Annotated in this window: 20 protein-coding genes; 2 read left to right on the forward strand and 18 right to left on the reverse strand. The window is 68.5% G+C overall.

Annotated features, from left to right (window positions below; translation table 11 throughout):
• Position 1: 1 nt before the first annotated feature.
• Genes ACO073_RS21210 through ACO073_RS21230 form a run of 5 tightly spaced genes read right to left on the reverse strand, consistent with a single transcriptional unit; the run spans position 2 to position 3,867 of the window.
• Positions 2 to 829: a DUF169 domain-containing protein gene (locus ACO073_RS21210; RefSeq protein ID WP_422000049.1), complete on the reverse strand. Its 828-nt coding sequence runs from the start codon at positions 827 to 829 to the stop codon at positions 2 to 4.
• A gap of 27 nt (positions 830 to 856) precedes the next feature.
• The gene (locus tag ACO073_RS21215) at positions 857 to 1,594 is read right to left on the reverse strand and encodes an SDR family NAD(P)-dependent oxidoreductase (protein ID WP_422000051.1); all 738 of its coding nucleotides are present in this window, start codon (positions 1,592 to 1,594) and stop codon (positions 857 to 859) included.
• Positions 1,587 to 2,375 (reverse strand): alpha/beta fold hydrolase, encoded by a 789-nt coding sequence (locus ACO073_RS21220; protein WP_422000053.1) that lies wholly within the window; start codon positions 2,373 to 2,375, stop codon positions 1,587 to 1,589. Before ACO073_RS21220 ends, ACO073_RS21215 begins: the two co-directional genes overlap by 8 nt.
• Positions 2,376 to 2,378: 3 nt before the next feature.
• On the reverse strand, positions 2,379 to 3,674 hold the full coding sequence (locus ACO073_RS21225; RefSeq protein WP_422000055.1) for an O-acetylhomoserine aminocarboxypropyltransferase: 1,296 nt from the start codon (positions 3,672 to 3,674) through the stop codon (positions 2,379 to 2,381).
• A 4-nt stretch (positions 3,675 to 3,678) separates the two neighbouring features.
• Entirely contained in the window at positions 3,679 to 3,867 is a 189-nt protein-coding gene (locus tag ACO073_RS21230) for a DUF1192 domain-containing protein (protein WP_422000057.1), read from the reverse strand.
• Positions 3,868 to 3,933: 66 nt separating this feature from the next.
• On the opposite strand from ACO073_RS21230, the gene ACO073_RS21235 reads away from it, so the two are divergent.
• Positions 3,934 to 4,926, forward strand: coding sequence for an NAD(P)H-quinone oxidoreductase (locus ACO073_RS21235; RefSeq protein ID WP_422000058.1), 993 nt, complete (start codon positions 3,934 to 3,936; stop codon positions 4,924 to 4,926).
• A gap of 3 nt (positions 4,927 to 4,929) precedes the next feature.
• Here the strand turns inward: ACO073_RS21235 and ACO073_RS21240 are convergent, their stop codons facing one another.
• The 6 genes from ACO073_RS21240 to ACO073_RS21265 form a co-directional block, all read right to left on the reverse strand.
• Entirely contained in the window at positions 4,930 to 6,198 is a 1,269-nt protein-coding gene (locus ACO073_RS21240) for a TRAP transporter large permease (protein ID WP_422000060.1), read from the reverse strand.
• Positions 6,195 to 6,680 carry a TRAP transporter small permease gene (locus ACO073_RS21245; protein WP_422000062.1) on the reverse strand — a complete coding sequence of 162 codons (486 nt, stop codon included), beginning with the start codon at positions 6,678 to 6,680 and terminating at the stop codon, positions 6,195 to 6,197. The genes ACO073_RS21240 and ACO073_RS21245 overlap by 4 nt, the downstream gene beginning before the upstream one ends.
• A 186-nt stretch (positions 6,681 to 6,866) precedes the next feature.
• Complete coding sequence (locus ACO073_RS21250; protein WP_422000064.1) at positions 6,867 to 7,829, reverse strand: TRAP transporter substrate-binding protein; 963 nt, start codon at positions 7,827 to 7,829, stop codon at positions 6,867 to 6,869.
• A 171-nt stretch (positions 7,830 to 8,000) separates the two neighbouring features.
• Complete coding sequence (locus ACO073_RS21255; protein WP_422000066.1) at positions 8,001 to 8,657, reverse strand: DUF1013 domain-containing protein; 657 nt, start codon at positions 8,655 to 8,657, stop codon at positions 8,001 to 8,003.
• A 164-nt stretch (positions 8,658 to 8,821) separates the two neighbouring features.
• A complete protein-coding gene (locus tag ACO073_RS21260) occupies positions 8,822 to 9,781 on the reverse strand; it encodes an OmpA family protein (protein ID WP_422000068.1) in 960 nt (319 codons plus the stop codon).
• 202 nt (positions 9,782 to 9,983) lie between these two features.
• Positions 9,984 to 10,328 carry a hypothetical protein gene (locus ACO073_RS21265; RefSeq protein WP_422000070.1) on the reverse strand — a complete coding sequence of 115 codons (345 nt, stop codon included), beginning with the start codon at positions 10,326 to 10,328 and terminating at the stop codon, positions 9,984 to 9,986.
• Between the two features lie 124 nt (positions 10,329 to 10,452).
• Between ACO073_RS21265 and ACO073_RS21270 the strand changes: the two genes are divergently transcribed.
• Positions 10,453 to 11,244, forward strand: coding sequence for an enoyl-CoA hydratase-related protein (locus ACO073_RS21270; protein WP_422000071.1), 792 nt, complete (start codon positions 10,453 to 10,455; stop codon positions 11,242 to 11,244).
• 48 nt (positions 11,245 to 11,292) lie between these two features.
• On the opposite strand, the gene ACO073_RS21275 is transcribed toward ACO073_RS21270, so the two are convergent.
• The 7 genes from ACO073_RS21275 to ACO073_RS21305 all read right to left on the reverse strand — a co-directional run bounded on the left by ACO073_RS21275 (position 11,293) and on the right by ACO073_RS21305 (position 17,125).
• Positions 11,293 to 11,739: a Zn-ribbon domain-containing OB-fold protein gene (locus ACO073_RS21275; RefSeq protein WP_422000072.1), complete on the reverse strand. Its 447-nt coding sequence runs from the start codon at positions 11,737 to 11,739 to the stop codon at positions 11,293 to 11,295.
• Positions 11,736 to 12,917: a thiolase C-terminal domain-containing protein gene (locus tag ACO073_RS21280; protein WP_422000074.1), complete on the reverse strand. Its 1,182-nt coding sequence runs from the start codon at positions 12,915 to 12,917 to the stop codon at positions 11,736 to 11,738. The genes ACO073_RS21275 and ACO073_RS21280 overlap by 4 nt, the downstream gene beginning before the upstream one ends.
• Positions 12,918 to 12,927: 10 nt before the next feature.
• Complete coding sequence (locus tag ACO073_RS21285; protein ID WP_422000076.1) at positions 12,928 to 14,130, reverse strand: amidohydrolase family protein; 1,203 nt, start codon at positions 14,128 to 14,130, stop codon at positions 12,928 to 12,930.
• Positions 14,131 to 14,158: 28 nt separating this feature from the next.
• Positions 14,159 to 14,620 carry a MarR family winged helix-turn-helix transcriptional regulator gene (locus ACO073_RS21290; RefSeq protein ID WP_422000077.1) on the reverse strand — a complete coding sequence of 154 codons (462 nt, stop codon included), beginning with the start codon at positions 14,618 to 14,620 and terminating at the stop codon, positions 14,159 to 14,161.
• A gap of 65 nt (positions 14,621 to 14,685) precedes the next feature.
• A complete protein-coding gene (locus ACO073_RS21295) occupies positions 14,686 to 15,324 on the reverse strand; it encodes a TIGR02466 family protein (protein WP_422000079.1) in 639 nt (212 codons plus the stop codon).
• An 81-nt stretch (positions 15,325 to 15,405) separates the two neighbouring features.
• On the reverse strand, positions 15,406 to 16,320 hold the full coding sequence (locus ACO073_RS21300; RefSeq protein WP_422000080.1) for an MBL fold metallo-hydrolase: 915 nt from the start codon (positions 16,318 to 16,320) through the stop codon (positions 15,406 to 15,408).
• Between the two features lie 4 nt (positions 16,321 to 16,324).
• Positions 16,325 to 17,125 (reverse strand): enoyl-CoA hydratase/isomerase family protein, encoded by an 801-nt coding sequence (locus tag ACO073_RS21305; RefSeq protein ID WP_422000082.1) that lies wholly within the window; start codon positions 17,123 to 17,125, stop codon positions 16,325 to 16,327.
• Positions 17,126 to 17,162 lie beyond the last annotated feature (37 nt).

The following is a 17,162-nucleotide window of genomic DNA, read 5'->3' on the forward strand; positions in this document are numbered from 1 at the left end:
GTCAGCCGTAGCTCTTGGCCATGCCGAAGGCCGGGTCCATCGCCGCGCCGTAGGGCGGGAACGGATAGCGCAGGCCGTTCTTGCCGAGCTGTGCCATGCCCTCGACGGCGCGCAGGAACTCGTCCGGCGGGCAGGCCATCAGGAGCTCGTCGTCGGCGACGCCGCCGTAGCGCCGCTCGGCATAGCAGGGCAGCGACAGCGAGGTCTGGCGGGTGGCGAGCGCCCGCCCCCACGAATCGGCGCAGGCGCTCTCGCCGGTGACGGTGAAGTCGTAGCGGCGGTAGCGATGGAACTGCAGTCCGTTGATGAAATAGATCATCTGCCCCGGCGTGCCGTAGAACAGGCAGATGTCCGGCGGGTCGAGTCGCGCCGAGCGCAGCGGCGAGACGACCAGACCGTTGTACGTGCCGTCGGGCACGCGCGGCATCTGCGCCTGATGGGCGGCCGAGGCTTCCTTGTTGCCGAACCAGACGCCGTTCATGTGATCGCCCGACAGGAAGCCCTCGCCGGGATGGTTGAGACCGACCACGCCGCCGCAGTTGCCGCCGCGGGTGTTGTCGACGGTGATGCCGAGGGTGAAGCCGTACCAGCGCGACTGCGTCACCATCTGGCACATGGTGAACTTGAAGCCGTCGGTCGGCTTGCGCAGGCCCTGGATCTTCTCCATGTCCGCCGGATTCTCGAACAGCCGCATGCCGATCGGCTGGGTGCGGATGCGCAGCAGGTCGATGAGCCGGGCCGAGGCCTCGGCCAGCATCTTGCCGTCAATCTTCTCGGGCGGCGTCCACGGGGCGACCTTGTAACCGGGCGGCAGGGTCTGGACGTTCATTGTTTCCTCCGTGTCTGGCTAGGGGGGCTAGGTAAGGTTGAGTCCCCCGTCGGCGATGACGATCTCTCCGGTAACGTAGTCGCTCGCGACCAGCGCGGCCACCAGATCGGCGATGTCCTCGGGCCGTGCCGGCCGGCGCATCGGCGACCGCGTGTTCCAGAGCTCGGTCGCCTCCGGCCAGCCGGCGCCCATCGGCGTCTCGACGAGGCCCGGCGCCACGCCGTTGACCCGGATGGCCGGACCGAGCGACAGCGCCAGGAGGCGCGTGACATGATGGAGCCCGGCCTTGGCCGCGGCATAGGGGATCGACGCCCCCTTGGGCCGCGCCGCGGCATGGGTGCCGATGTTGACGATGCAGGTCGGCCGCCCATCGGCGGCGGCGGCGCGCAGGGCGGCCTCGGCCTCGGTGACCAGGATGAACGGCGCGATCAGGTTGACGTCGACCATGCGCCGCCAGATCTCCGGCGTGGCCGCCCGCAGGTCGGCGTGGGGGATGCGGATCGATTCGCCGGCATTGTTCACCAGCACGTCGAGGCGCCCCTGCGCGGCCAGCACGTCGGCGATCAGCCCGCGCGCCGCCGCCTCGTTGGCGAGATCGGCCTGGTGGTAGGTCGCGCCCGGCAGTTCCGATGCCATGCGCCGTCCCGTCTCGGCCGATCGCCGGCCGTGCAGCGCCACCCTGTAGCCGTCGCGCGCCAGGCGCCGGGCGGTCGCGGCGCCGATGCCGGAGGTCGAGCCGGTGACGAGGGCGACGCGCTCAGGCACAGGCCTTCAGCGCGTCCAGCGTCTCGTCCGGCCGCTCGACGATCATGAAGTGCCCACAGTCGGGAATGACCACCGTTCGGGCGCCGGCGATCGCGGCCGCCAGCGGCTTCGCCTTGGCGGCTGGCGTCATCAGGTCGCCGTCACCCAGCACCAGCACGGTCGGGCACTTGATGGCCGCGGCGCGCGCCAGCGCGTCCTTGTAGGCGTTGCAGGCGGCGAGGTCGGCGTGGATCACGCCCGGCGCGTTGCCGGCCAGCACGGCCAGCGATTCGCGCCGCAGCCACAGGCCGGGCGAGACCATCCCGCCCTTGTGGATCGCGCTGCCCATGCCCCAGAAGGTCATCAGCTCGCGCACCTTCGGCGTGTTGGCCTCGGCCGATTGCAGCATCTCGGGATGCACCGGCATCTCGGCGGCGACGCCGCAGAGGCCGAGCCCCCTCACCTTGCCGGGGTAACGGGCGGCGGTGTCGATCGCCACCAGCGCGCCCATCGAATGGCCGACCAGGGCCGCCTGCGCGAGGCCCGCCGCGTCGATCAGGGCCGCCGTCCAGTCGGCCATGGCGGCGATGCTGCCGAGCGCCGGACCGTCCGACCGGCCATGGCCGGGAAAGTCGACCGCCAGGACGCTCCGCCCATGATGGGCGAACCAGCGCGTCTGCAGGCGCCACGCGGTGCGGTCGAAGCCGGCGCCATGGAGGAAGATCACGGCGGGCTTCGCCGGGTCGAACTCGCTGCCGCCGGTCGTCGCAAAGACGCTGCTTCCATCCACGGTGAGCTTCATGGATCAGCCCTTCGCCGCGGCGCGCAGCGCCTGGCCGAGATCGTCGAGCAGGTCGTCCGGATCCTCGAGCCCCACCGACAGCCGGATCATGCCCTCGCCGATGCCGGCCTCGGCGAGCGCCGCCGCATCGAGCTGGGCGTGCGTCGTGGACGCGGGATGGATGACCAGCGACTTGGCGTCGCCGACATTGGCGAGGTGCGAGAACAGGCGCAGCCGTTCGATGAAGCGCCGGCCGGCCTCGCGCCCGCCCTTGATATCGAAGCTGAAGATCGAGCCGGTCCCCCGCGGCAGCAGCTTCGCGGCCAGCGCGTGGTCGGGATGCTCCGGCAGTTCCGGCGAGGCGATGCGTTCGACCACGGGGCTCGCCTTCAGGAACGCGATCACCTTGCGGGCATTCTCGACATGCCGCGCCATGCGCAGCGGCAGCGTCTCCAGCCCCTGCAGCAGGTAGAAGGCGGTCTGCGGCGCCATGCAGCAGCCGAAGTCGCGCACGCCCTCGCTGCGGGCGCGCATGACAAAGGCGTGCGGACCGAACTCCTCGGCGAAGTCGATGCCGTGATAGCCGGCATAGGGCTCGGTGAGGGTCGGGAACTTGCCCGATCCCTCCCAGTCGAAGCGGCCGGATTCGACGATCACGCCGCCGATCGCCACGCCATGGCCGCCGATGAACTTGGTCGCCGAATGGAACACGATGTCGGCGCCGAGCGTCAGCGGCCGGCAGAGGACCGGCGAGGCGAAGGTGTTGTCGATCATCAGCGGGATCTTCGCGCGATGTGCGATCTCGGCGACCGCCGGGATGTCGAGCACCTCGCCGCCGGGATTGCCCACCGTCTCGCCCAGCACCAGCCGCGTCTCCGGCCGGATGGCCTTCGCGAACCCGTCATGGTCGCGCGGGTTCACGAAGGTCGTGGTGATGCCGAAGCGCGGCATCGTGAGCGCCAGCATGTTGCGCGTGCCGCCGTAGAGCGAGGTCGAGGCGACGATGTGGCCGCCCGCATCCATCAGCGTGGCGATGGCGATGTGCAGCGCCGCCTGCCCGCTCGAGACGGCGACGGCGCCCGATCCTTCCTCCAGCGCCGCCACCCGCTCCTCGAACACCGCGACGGTCGGGTTGGAGATGCGGCTGTAGATGTGGCCGCCGACTTCGAGGTTGAACAGGCTCGCGGCATGGTCGACGTCGCGGAACACGAAGGAGGTCGACTGGTAGATCGGCACGGCGCGCGCGCCGGTGACGGGATCGGGATGCTGGCCCGCGTGCAGGGCGAGCGTATCCGGCTTCAGGAACTTGGCTTCGACCACGATGTCACTTCTTGAAGAGGGAGGCGGCCGCCACGGCGTGGCTCTGCTTCGACTTGACCTTGTCCTCGACGCGCGCCAGCTCGGCCTTGAGCACGGCGGCGTACTCGCGAAGGTCCTCGATGTTCATCGAATCGAGATTCCTGGGCTGCGCCTTCTTCTGGCGCGGGTCGAGATCGTCGAGGTCGAAGGCCATGGCGCGGCTCCACGGAAGAGTCTAAGGGAGACCTACCATTGCTCCCACCGCTCCGAAAGGCCGACCATGAGCGCCCTGCCCGCGACGATGAGCTGCGTCGAGATCAAGAAGCCCGGCGGGCCCGAGGCGCTGGTTCCGGCGACGCGGCCGCTGCCGCAGCCGAAGGACGGCGAGGTGCTGATCAAGGTCGCGGCGACCGGCGTCAATCGTCCCGACATCGCGCAGCGCGCCGGCCTCTATCCGCCGCCGCCGGGCGCCTCGGACCTGCCGGGCCTCGAGGCCGCCGGCACGGTCGCGGCGCTGGGCGCGAACGTCGCGCGCTGGAAGGTCGGCGACCCGGTGTGCGCGCTGACGCCGGGCGGCTCCTACGCCGAGTACTGCACGGTGCCCGCGCCGCAGTGCCTGCCTCTTCCCGCCGGATACGACATGCTGCGCGCCGCCGCGCTGCCCGAGAACTACTTCACGGTCTGGCACAACCTCTTCGAGCGCGGCCGCCTCGCCGCCGGCGAGACCGTGCTGATCCACGGCGGTGCCAGCGGCATCGGCACGACGGCGATCCAGCTCGCCAAGGCCTTCGGCGCCACGGTCCTCACCACCGTGCGCACCGGGGAGAAGGCGAAGGCCGTGCGGGCGCTCGGCGCCGATCATGCCATTCTCTACAAGGACAATGACTGGGCGGTCGAGGCCAAGAAGCTGTCCGGCGGCGTCGATGTCGTCCTCGACATGGTGGCCGGCGACTACCTGCCGAAGAACCTCGGTCTCCTGAAGGAGGACGGCCGCTGCGTCGTCATCGCGATCCAGGGCGGCGCCACGGCCACGGTCAGCGCCGGCATCCTCATGATGAAGCGCCTGACGCTCACCGGCTCGACGCTGCGGCCCCAGAGCATCGCAAGCAAGGCGCGCATGGCGCAGGGCCTCGAGGACAAGGTCTGGCCGCTGCTCGCCGCCGGCACGATCAAGCCCATCATCTACAAGACCTTCCCGCTCGCCGACGCCGCCGGCGCCCATGCCGAGCTCGAGCGCGCCGACCATGTCGGCAAGGTCATGCTGACCGTGTGAGGCTCAGAACTTTCCGGTCACGAGATACATGGCGATCCAGGGTTGCCACAACAGCAGCCCAAGCCCCCCCAGCATCAGCAGGATGAAGGGCAATGCGGCGCGGCAGAGCAGGCCGAACTTCTGCTTGAAGGCGCTCATCGCAACGATGAGGTTGAGGCCGACAGGCGGCGTCAGGTAGCCGATCTCCAGGTTGAGGATCATGATGACGCCGAACAGCACCTTGTCGAAGCCGTAGGCGACCGCGACGGGCGCCAGGAGCGGCGCGAGCACCAGGATCGCCTCTCCAGTCGTCATCAGGCAGCCCACGATCAGCAGCAGGACGTTGATCAGCAGGATGAACAACAACGGACTGTCGATGTAGTCCTGCATGAAGGCGACCATGCCCTGCGGGATGCGATGCTCGATCATGATGATGTTGAGGCTGAGGGCGACGGCCAGCACGGGAAACAGCGAGCCGCCGAGCTTCGAGGCGTCGAGCACGACGTTGTAGAAGTCGCCCAGCTTGAGTTCCTTGTGCACGAAGACCTCGATCACCATGGCATAGGCGAGCGCCACGGCGGCCGCCTCGGTAGCCGTGAACAGGCCGGAGTAGATGCCGCCCAGCAGGATGACGGGCATCAGGGCCGCCCAGATGCCGCGGGTGAAGGCCGTCTTGAATTCCTGAACGTCGAAGCGCTCGCTCGGCCGGTGACGGTTCATCCACACCGCATAAGCCGAGAGCATCACGGTGAGCAGGATGCCGGGGCCGAAGCCGGCGAGGAACAGGTCGACGATCGAGGTCTCGGTGACGAGCCCATAGATGATCATCGGGATCGACGGCGGAATGATGATGCCGAGCGTGCCGCCGGACATGATGGCGCCCAGCGTGAACTTGTTGTCATAACCTGCCTTGAGCATCGCCGGATGGAGCACCGAGCCGACGGCCAGCATGGTGACGATCGACGAGCCCGAGATCGCAGCGAAAACCGCGCACGACAGCACGCAAGCTACGGCGAGCCCGCCCGGGAGAGGCCGCGTGACGGCTTGCAACATGGCGACCAGCCGCTGGGCGATCGAACCGCGCGTCATGACGTTGCCGCACAGGATGAACAGCGGGATCGACAGGATCAGCTCCTTGTCGATGCCGACCCACATGTCCTCGACGATGTAGTCGAGTTCGCCGCGGCCCCAGACCATGTGAATGTAGGCCGCTACGCCCAGCAGGATGACGACCAGCGGCTGGCGCAGCACGAGCAGCAGGACGACGAGTCCGGCAAGCAGGACGCCGCTCATTCCTGGAACTCCGGCGGTCGCGGCCGTAGCTCGGGCCAGGCCGCGTACACGAAATTGCGCAGGGCCGCCGACAGGAATCCGAGCGGGATCGCCGACTGCAACGGCCAGACCGGCCAATCCAGCACCGGCATGCGCAGCCCCGTTTCCGCCGTCGAGGTCACGAAGACCACGCCGAACCAGACGAAGCCGAGAAGGAAGAGACCCGTGACCACGTCGGCGATGCGGTCGAGCGCGGGCCCCCATTCGGCCGGCACCCAACCGTGCGCCACGCGCGGCACGAGGTGACTGCCCGTCGCCGTGGCGATCCCCACCCCCATGAAGCTGCCGACGATCAGCGCGATCATGGCGAGGCGGCCGGCAGCAAAGATTCCGGTGGGACCGATGTCGATGCCCAGCGCGGCGAGAACCGGGCCCAGCACTTCGCGGCCGAAGACGTCGATCACCATGATCAGGGCGATGAAGGCGAAGCAGACAACGGCCACCCAGCACTCGATCCGATGCCAGACGGCGAGGACTTGGCGGAGCCAGGCCGGCGCCGCTTGTGGACGGGGATCCTCCCCGGTTTCACTCGGTTGGGTCATGGGGTCGAGAGTTGGGAAGGACGCGACTCCGGCGCGCAGGGAGCGCGCCGGCAGTTCATTCGGAAGCGGTTGTCGTCGTCCCGCCGATCAGGCGCCGCACTTCTTCTTGGCGTCTTCCATCAGCTTGAAGAAGGCATCGGCGTTGCCACCTACGGCCTTCACGATCTCCGGCCAGGCCGGCTGGAGAGCCTTCTGCCACTGCGCCCGCTCTGCCGGCGTGAGTGGAACGATCTGCCCGCCATTCTTGACGTGAAGATCCAGGATCTTCTGTTCGAAGCCGCGGATTTCGGCGCGAAGCTGAGCGGCCGAGCGCTTCGCGACGGCTGCCTGCAGAGCGCTGCGCTGTTCGGGGGTGAGCTTGTCGTAGACCGCCTTGGACATCACGACGATGCCGCCCGCGTCGACGTGATTGGTGCGGGTATAGACCGGGGCGATCTTGCCGAGCCCGGATGGGACGTAATAGGTGACCGGCGCATCGGACACGTCGACCAGGCCGGTCTGATGGGCGGATGCCCATTCGGTGATGCCGAGCGGCGTGGGATTGGCGCCGAGTGCCACCCAGAACGCCGCTGCCGTCTTGGTCGGCGCAGATCGCGCCTTCAAGCCCTTGACGTCGGTCGGCGCCTTGAACGGCTTCTTGCCGACGATGTTGCCCGAGCCGACATGGGTCCAGCCGAGAAACACCACGCCCTTCTGCGCCAGCGCCTTCGCGGTGTAGGGGATGAGCTGGTCGTAGACGCAGTCCTGCTGTTCGGTGCTGTCGAAGTAGAACGGCAGGCTGGTGAGCGACAGTTCGGGCACCAGCGCCGCCGCCGCGGCGACCGAGAAGCCGCCCATGTCGATGCGTCCACGCGCCGTCTGCTGCATCGTGTCCTGCTCGTTGCCGAGCTGGGCATTGATGAAGGGGTTGATCTTGATCGTGCCCTTGCTCTGTTCGTCGACATCTTTGACGAAGCGATCGAGCTGCATCACCCACGGCGTGTTTGGTGGTGCTCCCGTCGTGTAACGAAACTCCACGGGCTTGCCCTGCGCCAGCGCAGTCCCCGCCAAGGCAATTGTAAATGCCGCGCTCGCGCTCGCGAGAGTTCTGGTCAATCGCATCATGCCCGCGTCTCCTCCTGCAGACGAGTCGGCGCGCTGACGGCGCCGTTTCTCCCCGTACGCAGTCTGCCGAGGTCGAATCGCGATGGCGAGTGCGAAGTTGGCGGAAGTGTCAGATTCTCAGCTGCGCGGTTCGCCGAAGTCGGGCTGATCGGCCTCGCCGGGATCGACCGTCTCCGTGACGATCTCCGCTGCTTCCTCGGCCACCGGCTCGCCGCTCGCGGCCGCCTTCTTCTTGGCGGCATCCTCGCGCGCGGCCTTGCGGCGCGCCTTGTCGACCGCGTCGTTCAGGTCCTTGAGCGAGCACAGGCCCAGCGTCACCGGATCGCGCGGCCGGACATTCTGCATGTTCCAGTGCGTGCGGTCGCGCACCGACTGGACCGTGCTCTTGGTCGAGCCGACCAGCTTGGCCACCTGCGAATCCTGCAGCTCGGGATGGACCTTGAGCAGCCAGGCGATGGCGTCGGGACGATCCTGGCGCTTGGCGACCGGCGTGTAGCGCGGGCCCTTGGAGCGGGCGACCGGGATGGGAACGTCGCGCGGGCTGAGCTTCAGCCGGGCGCCGGCATCGCCCTCGACCCGCTTGATCTCTTCCTTGGTGAGCTGGCCGTTGGTCGTCGGGTCGAGCCCCGTCATGCCCCCGGCCACCTCGCCGTCGGCGATCGCCTGGACCTCGAGCGGATGCAGGCCGGTGAAGGCCGAGATCTGGTCGAAGGTCAGCGTGGTGTTCTCGACCAGCCAGACGGCGGTCGCCTTGGGCATCAGCACTTGCGACATATTTCTTCTCCTGCGCCCGGATATAGAGACCGGTCAGGCCCGCGCCAACCCAAAAGCGAGGCCCGTCGGCGCATGTCCCAAACATGGCCGGCGTTGGTTAGAGTCCCAAAAAGAAACGGCCGGGCGTTCGGCCCGGCCGTTTCCGAAGTCGAGGCTTCTGATCGTTAGTTGATGACGATCTCGACGCGGCGGTTCTGCGGCTCGCGGACACCGTCGGCGGTCTGGACCAGCAGGCCCTTCTCGCCCATGCCGATGACCGAGATCGCCTGCGCCGGCACGCCGTTGCGCACCAGGGCGTCCTTGACCGCGTTGGCGCGGCGCAGCGACAGCGCCATGTTGTAGGCTTCCGGGCCCGACGTGTCGGTGTGGCCCGTCGCCGTGATCCGCGCGCTGCCCTTCGTCTTGAAGGCGTCAGCCGCCTGCTTGATCGTCGCCAGCGCCTGCTGCGACAGGTTCGACCGATCCCAGTCGAAGAACACCATGAACGTCGTCGCCTGAACGGCCGGCGGCGGCGGCGGCGGCGGCGGCGGAGCCGCGCCGAACTTCAGCTGAAGGCCCAGCATCACGCTGAAGTTGTTGTTCGTCCACTGCTGCCCGTTGATCGACGGGTTCGACGTGCCGTAGTAGCGGCCGTCCAGGTTCACGCGGAAGTTCGTGTCGACCAGCCAGCCCAGGCCGATGATGCCCTGGTAGGCGAACACCGTGCTGCTCAGCGAGCTCGAACCGTCAACGAAGCCGATGCCGGCGCCCGCGCCGATGTACGGCGTGATCACAGAAGCCGGCATGAAGTCGTACAGCAGGTTCGCCATGATACCCAGCTGGCCGATCTGGTTGTTGATCGCCGTGCCCGGGACGCCGACGTTCGTCGGGTTCCAGCGGTACACGCCTTCCAGCTCGACGCGCGGCCCGACGAAGTCGTAGCCGATCACGCCGCCAGCCGCCCAGCCCGTACCCGGCGTAACGCCGACAACGGGGGCCGCCGCAACGTTCGTGTTCGCATTGAAGTTCAGCAGCCAGTTCAGGCCGCCTTCCGCTCCAATGTAGACGCCCGGCGCCGGAGACTGCGCCTGAGCAATGGCCGGCAGCGCAACAAGCGCAGCAGCAGCCATCAATGCCTTCTTCATGAGTTCTTCCCCTCGATATTTCGAAACTGACGAGCGTTGGCGGGGCTGGGCACTACCAACTCCGGGGCGGACTATACACCAGAAGTAGTGGGGTGCAAGGAACGCGGCGGTTCCACGGCGACTCGATGGCGGCCTGTGGCGGGAAGGCAACAGTGCCGGGTTGCCTGTTCCTTGTTCACCAGGACTACATCTTGTGGCGCAACTACCGGCTATGGTCGGCCGGGATCGGCACCCGCAAGCCGAACACGCCGCCGCCCTGCTCCTGGCGACCGTAGATCTGCGCCCGCAGGGCCGCCGCGGTCGTGTCCCGCGCCGTCGACAGGTCGGCGCGCGGCAACGGCACGTCCGGATCGGAAGCGCCAGGATTCAAGGCCTTGTTGACCTGCTCAACGGGGGTCGCCTCGCGCGCGGCCGCCGGTGTCGGAGCCGGGGCACGACCGGCTGCCGGCTGCCCGGCTTGGGCCGTTGCCGCCGCCGCTGCCGCGATCAGCACGAGCAAGCCCGCCGCCGACGCTGCGGGCCGATATAGTCCTGAAATGAAACTCATGGCGTTGCTTCTTCTTGGTTTTTATCCACAACGTTCCGAGAGGGGCTATCGGCACCGCACAAGCGGCATTTTGTATGGACGTCAGTTGAGGTAAACCCGCATTCACCAAATAGGAGGGAATGCCATGGGCCAGTACAGCAAGGTCGAGATCGACGGCCGCCTGATGACCGTCACCATCAACCGGCCCGAAGTATATAATGCCTGCCATCCCATGGCGAACGAGGAATTGGTCGCAGCCTTCGACGAATTCCATGCCAACCCCGACCTCTGGGTCGCCATCATCACCGGCGCCGGCGACAAGGCCTTCTGTGCCGGCAACGACCTCAAGTACCACGCCGAGACCCAGGCGAAGACCGGCAAGCGACCGGTCCATCCCCTGAAGGGCTTCGGCGGGCTGACCAACCGCCACGATCTCGACAAGCCGGTCATCGCCGCCGTCAACGGCGTCGCCATGGGCGGCGGCTTCGAGATCGCGCTGGCCTGCGACATCATCGTGGCGTCCGACAAGGCGACCTTCGCCCTGCCCGAGCCCAAGGTCGGCCTGGCCGCCGGCGCCGGCGGCATGCAGCGCCTGTCGCGCATGATCCCGCTCAAGAAGGCGATGGGCATGATGCTGACCGGCCGCCACGTGCCGGCGAAGGAAGGCTTCGACCTGGGCTTCGTGACCGAGGTCGTGCCGCACGCCGACCTGATGAAGGCCGCCCGCCGCTGGGCCGACGATATCCTCGCCTGCTCGCCGATGTCGGTGCGCGCGACCAAGCAGGTCGTCATGCGCTCCCTCGACGTGCCCGCCCTCGAGGTGGCGATGCACAACCTCCACTATCCGGCCTTCGTCGCCATGACGCGCAGCGAGGACACGGTCGAGGGCCCCAAGGCCTTCGCCGAGAAGCGCAAGCCCGACTGGAAAGGCCGGTAGGACGAGCGGGCAAGGCGACGACGTCGATCGCGCCGCCGCCCGCCGGCATCACCCGCCGAGGACCCGCCACTGCACCAGGGTGAAGGGCGGGCTGGCGTCGTCGTGCGGCTCGAACACGGCCTCCACGTCGGCGCCGATGCGCACCTCCTGGTGCGGATCGCCGAGCAGGTTGCCCAGCATGCGTACGTTGCCCGCGTCGGGCAGCTCGACCAGGACGACGACATAGGGGCCGTGGCCGTTCAGCGACGGATGCACCGGGTGCCAGGGCCGCTCCCAGCTGTAGATGCGTCCCCTGCCCGACACCTTGTGCCAGTCGAGCTGGAAGGAAAGGCAGTGGTGGCAGATCCACTCGGGTCCCCACTGGAAGGTGCCGCAGCTCCGGCACCGCTGCACCAGGAGCTCGCCGCGGCGCGCAGCATCCCAGTAGGGCTTGTCGAGCCCGTCATTCTCGGGAACGGGGATGGGGAGGCCGCCCGGCAGGTAGGTCTTGCTCACAGCGTCGCCTCCGCACCCAGAATCATGCTGGAGACCGGCGTCACCATCGGGCCCGAGATCACCATGGAAACCTCGGCATCTGGCACCTGCGAGGTCGACTGGCCGCGCAACTGGCGCACCGCCTCGACCTGCAGCTCGAGCCCGTGCATGTAGCATTCGGCAAGATTGCCGCCCGAGGTGTTGAGCGGCAGCCGCCCGGTCGGCGCGAGCAGGTTCTCGGTCCTCAGGAAGTCGTTCGCCTCCTCGGCCGTGAAGAAGCCGTGCTCGACCAGGCTCATCAGCACGCCGCCGGTGAAGTTCTCGTAGCTCTGCACCACGTCGACGTCGGCCGGAGACACGCCGGCCATGGCGTAGAGCTGCGGCGCCACCGTCGTGAAGCTCGAGGTGGCGTAGAGCGGCGCGTTGTGGCAGCGGGCGCCGTTGCGGTGCTCCGAACCCTGCGCCGCGCCCAGCAGATAGGCGGGCTCGTGGCGGAAGTCGCGAGCCTGCTCGGCCGGCACGACGATCAGAGCCGCTGCGCCGTCGTTCTCCTGGCAGCAGTCGAACAGGCGCCACGGCTCGACGATCCAGCGCGACGCGTCGTACGCCTCCTCCGTGAGCGGCCGGCCGTGCATCACCGCCCGCGGGTTGGCCTGGGCGTGGTGGTAGGAGGCGAGCGCGATGGCGCGCTGCGCCGACGGCGCGATGCGGTTCTCGTAGAGGAAGCGCATGGCGCGCATGGCGTAGCGCTGCGCCGGCGACATCACCCCGTAGGGCGCATTGAGCGCCGGCTCGCCGCTCGCCGTGCCGCCCGGCGGCGCCGCGCCGAAGCGCTGGAACTGGCCCTGTGCCAGGGCGCGGAAGACCACGACGCAGTCGGCGACGCCGCAGGCGACGGCTGCGGCGGCGTTGCCGACGGCGGCCGAGCCGCCGCCGCCGCCGCCACCCCAGTTCATGTTCGAGAAGCGCAGCGCCGGCAGGCCGAGTGCCGCCGCCAGCCGGGACGGCTCGTTGCGGTCGTTGGAGTAGGACGCGAACCCGTCGATGCGGCGGGGATCGATCCCGGCGTCCGCGCAGGCCGCGAGGATCGCCTGCAGGGCGAGCTTGAACTCCGGGTCCGGCGACTTGCCGTGCCTGTAGTAGGTCGTCTCGCCGATGCCGACGATCGCCGCCTTGCCGCGCAGGGTGCGGTTGCCCATGGCGATGCGCTCAGTGCCGGCGGTAGCGCGCCGGCACGTCGATGCCGAGGAATCGCGCGCCGTTGAGGCCGAGGATCTTGGCGCGCGCATCGTCGGAGAGCTGCCCCATCGTGCGCTCGATCGCCTCGGCCGAATGCGGCCACGTCCCTTCGTGGTGCGGGTAGTCGTTCGCCCACAGGAAGTTGTCGGCGAGGCCGTGCGGCTCGGCGAGGTCGAGGCCGGCCTTGTCCTCCTGGAAGGAGGAGAAGCCGTGCATGCGGTAGTACTCGCTCGGCAGGTGCTTGAGCTTGGGGCGCACCCAGAAGTGATGCTTCTTGTAGGCCTCGTCCATGGCGTCGAGCAGCCACGGCACCCAGCCGATCCCCGCCTCGATGGTGGCGAAGCGCAGCCCGGGAAAGCGCTCGAGCACGCCCGACGCGCACAGGTTGGCCACCGGCTCGATGGTCGGCGACAGGGAGTGCGAGACGTAGTTCACCACCGCCCCGCCGTTGCCGCGCGCGGCGCGCGGGTCGCGACCGGTGGAGACATGGAAGGTGATCGGCAGGCCGGCGTCGGTGATGGCCGCCCACAGAGGATCGAAGTGCGGCAGGTTGTAGTTGACGTGGGCGCTGTCGTGCGCGCCCCAGATCGGCTTGCAGGGCAGCGTCAGGCACCTGAACCCCAGCCGGGCAAGCCGCCGCACCTCGGCGATCGAGCCCTCGAGATCGGCCGTGGCCAGGCAGCCCGCCGGGATCATGCGCTCGCGGTGGGCGCCGAACTGCTCCCACGCCCAGTCGTTCCACACCCGGCACTGCGCCATGGCGAACTGAGGATCGGGCGTCGCCCACATCGCCAGCCCCTTGTTGGGGAAGATCAGCTCGACGTCGATGCCGTCCATGTCGTGGTCGGCCAGCCGGCCCTGCGGATCGGCGCCGGCCTTGTTGCGGGCCATGTCCTCGCCTTCCAGCGTCGAGAGTCGCAGGCGGTCGGGACGATGGCCCTCGCTGACGCGCCACTGGACGCCGTCCTTGTCGGTGACCACCCGCGGCAGGCGCTCGCGGTACTGTGCGTCGATGCGCTCGACCCAGAGGTTGGCCGGCTCGTTGGCGTGGCCGTCGGCCGAAACGATGAAGTACTTGTTGGCGGCGTCGGGTCGCGCGCTGCGCGGCCAGCCCGCCGCGCCCGGCGTCTCGAGGCGCCAGCGGTTGGGCTCGTTGACCACGATCTGGCTCATCGCTTCCTCCTTCGTTGATTTCGTTTCGTCAGTTGGCGGTCGGTGCCGCAAGCTCCTGCCTGTCCTCCAGTTCGCGCTCGATGGCGGCCAGCACCCGCTGGCAGGCCGCCAGCTCGTCAGCCGGCACATTGGCCAGCAGGCGGGCCTGGATCTCTCCGCCCACCTTGGCCGCCCGCCGGGCGAGGTCGCGACCGGCCCGTGTCAGATGAATGCCCCGTGCGCGCCGGTCGTTCTCGTCGGCGCGCCGCTCGATCAGGCCGCGACGCTCGAGATTGTCGAGCAGCCGGACGAGCGACGGGCCCTCGATCGACAGGGCCGTCGCCAGTTCCTTCTGCCGGACGCCGTCGCCCAGCCGGCGCACGTAGACCAGCGGCCGCCACGTCGCCTCGGTGAGGCCGAGCGATCGCAGCTCGGCATCGACCGCCTGCCGCAGCCGCCGCGCGATGCGCGCGACGCGGAAGCCGAAATCGATCTGGCCGGCGGAGGGCATGGCGAAAGATAGGACGCTAACTATCTAAAGCGCAAGCGCCAACCCTCGTCAGCGCGACGCCGAACTCATCCTGCCTGGCCGGCCGACGGCTTCCAGCGCGGCGCCGCCATCGTCTCGGCGAAGTTCGTGAACATCAGGTTGAAGGCGATGCTGATCCGCTCGGTCGTGCCCTCGTTCGAGGGCACGTGGTGCCGCAGCCAGGACGGGAAGATGACCATGCGGCCCGGCTGCGGCAGCGCGAGCGACGCGTTGGACGTGAACCGGGTGGGCTTGGTGGTCGCCGGTGTCATGGCGAGCGGCCGCGGGTCCTGGAAGACGAGGTGCGAGCCGGCATCGGGAACGGCCACGTAGTAGACGCCGCTCAGGTAGTTGTTGGGATGGTTGTGCGTCGGGTGATAGGAGCCCGGCGGATTGATGTTGGCCCAGCAGCCCGTGATCATCATGGGATGCTGCTCGATCCCGAGGAACTGCGACACGCTGCGGGCGGCGATCTCGATCAGCTGCGCCAGCTCGGCGAACTCGGGCCGCGAATGCAGGTCCTGCGGCGTCTGCCAGTTGCTGCCGCTCGGCACCTTGGGCCGCGCCATGATCTTCTCGATCTCGACTTTGAGCCGGGCATTGAAGGCCGCCGCGTCCGACGGTTGAACGTCGAGAATCCAGAGCGGCGTGGGAAAAAGCTCTTCGATCGATTGCTTGATCTTCATCGGCCGGAGTGTAGGTAGTTCCGGCGCGCAAGTCAGCCGCCGGCCGCCCGTCCATCGCGACGCAGGCGGCCGGCAGCGAACCTATCGGCCGCGCGCGTTGTCCCAGTCCCAGTCGAGCTCGAAGCGGTCGGCGCCGCCCCGGGCGCCGGCGTCCTTGACGTAGGCCGCGTGCGGCGGCGCGAAGTGCGCCGGCATCAGGAGCGCGCCCTGCTCGACGCAGTCGGCCAGCAGCGTGTGGCGGCTCTTGCGCGCGAGGTCGCGATCCTCGCAGAAGCAGCTGTTCCACTGCCACAGCGGCACCTGCACCGGATTGTGCAGGGCGTCGCCCGCGAAGATCGCCCGCTTGCCGCGCGAATCGAGGTCGACGCGGATCTGGCCCGGCGTGTGGCCGGGCGCGGGCTTCAGCGTGAGGCAGCCGCACATGCCGTGCTCGCCGCTCACGAACTCGGCCATCTTCTTCTCGACGATCGGCAGCACCGAGTCGTTGTAGGTGTTGACCTTGAAGGCCTCGGTGCCGGGCTTCTTCGCCTCGGCCTGCCAGAAATCGTGGTCGGTGCGCGACATCACGTACTTGGCGTTCGGGAAGGTCGGCACCCAGGTGCCGTTCTCGAGCTTCGTGTTCCAGCCGACATGGTCGACGTGCAGGTGCGTGCACATCACGAAGTCGATCTCCTCGGGCTCGACGCCCGCCTCGCGCAGCCGGTCGAGATACTGCGTGTTCAGCATGTCGAAGCGGGGCATGCCCGGGCGCGGCTTGTGGTTGCCCGAGCAGGCATCGACCAGGATCGTGTGCTTGCCCGTGCGCAGCAGCCACGAATGGATCGACGTCATCAGCCGGCCGCTCTCGGGCTGGTAGTAGCTCGGCGCCAGCCAGTGGCCCTCGGCCGCGAAGGTCTCGGCCTCGAACTCGGGAAAGAAGTCCTTGGCCGGAAAGCCCGGGCCCATCTGTTCCTCGATGCGCGTCACGCGCACGTCGCCGATGTGACGATCCTGCATGTCGTTACCTCCCCTTGAAGGCCGCCTTGCGCTTTTCCAGGAATGCGCTGAGCCCCTCGGCATGATCCTCCGTCGCCGCGCAGGCCGCCAGCCCCTCGGCCTCGCGATGCGAGTGCTCGTCCCAGGAATTGTCGAACGAGGTGCGGATCAGACCCTTGGCGACCCCGAGCGCGAAGGTCGGCCCGTCGGCGAGCTTGCGCGCCATCCGCTCGGTCTCCTCCGCCAGCGTCGCGCGCGGCACCACCCAGTTCAGGATGTGGTTGTCCTTCGCCTCCTGCGCGGTGAAGCGCTCGCCCAGCAGCGCGATCTCGAGCGCCTTCCGCTCGCCCACGATGCGCGGCAGGAAGTAGGTCGCGCCGCCGTCGGCCGACAGGCCGATATGGCGGTAGGCCAGGGTGAAGAAGGAATCGTCGCTGGCGATCGCGAGGTCGGCGTTCAGGATCAGCGACAGGCCGAAACCCGCCGCCGCGCCCTGCACCGAGGCCAGCACCGGCTTCCGCATGCGGCGGATCTGGTAGATCGTCTGGTGCGCCTTCACGACGCGCATCTCGAAGCCCGCGAGATGCTGCTCGCGCGTTTCGGTCAGCGACCGGTGGAAGCCCTTGATGTCGCCGCCCGCCATGAAGTGCGAGCCGGCGGCGCGGATCACCACGCAGCGCACGGCGCTGTCCTTCTCGAACTGGGCGGTATGCCGGATCAGGAGATCGGTCATCTCCGGCGACAGGGCGTTCAGCGATTCCGGCCGGTTCAGCGTCAGCCAGCCGATGCCGTCCTTGACCTCGGCGAGAACGTGCGGTGCGGACATGTAGGCGTTTTCCCTTGTTGCGTCGTGACGGCCAGTC

The organism is Reyranella sp. (assembly GCF_965229815.1).
Taxonomy (GTDB): domain Bacteria; phylum Pseudomonadota; class Alphaproteobacteria; order Reyranellales; family Reyranellaceae; genus Reyranella.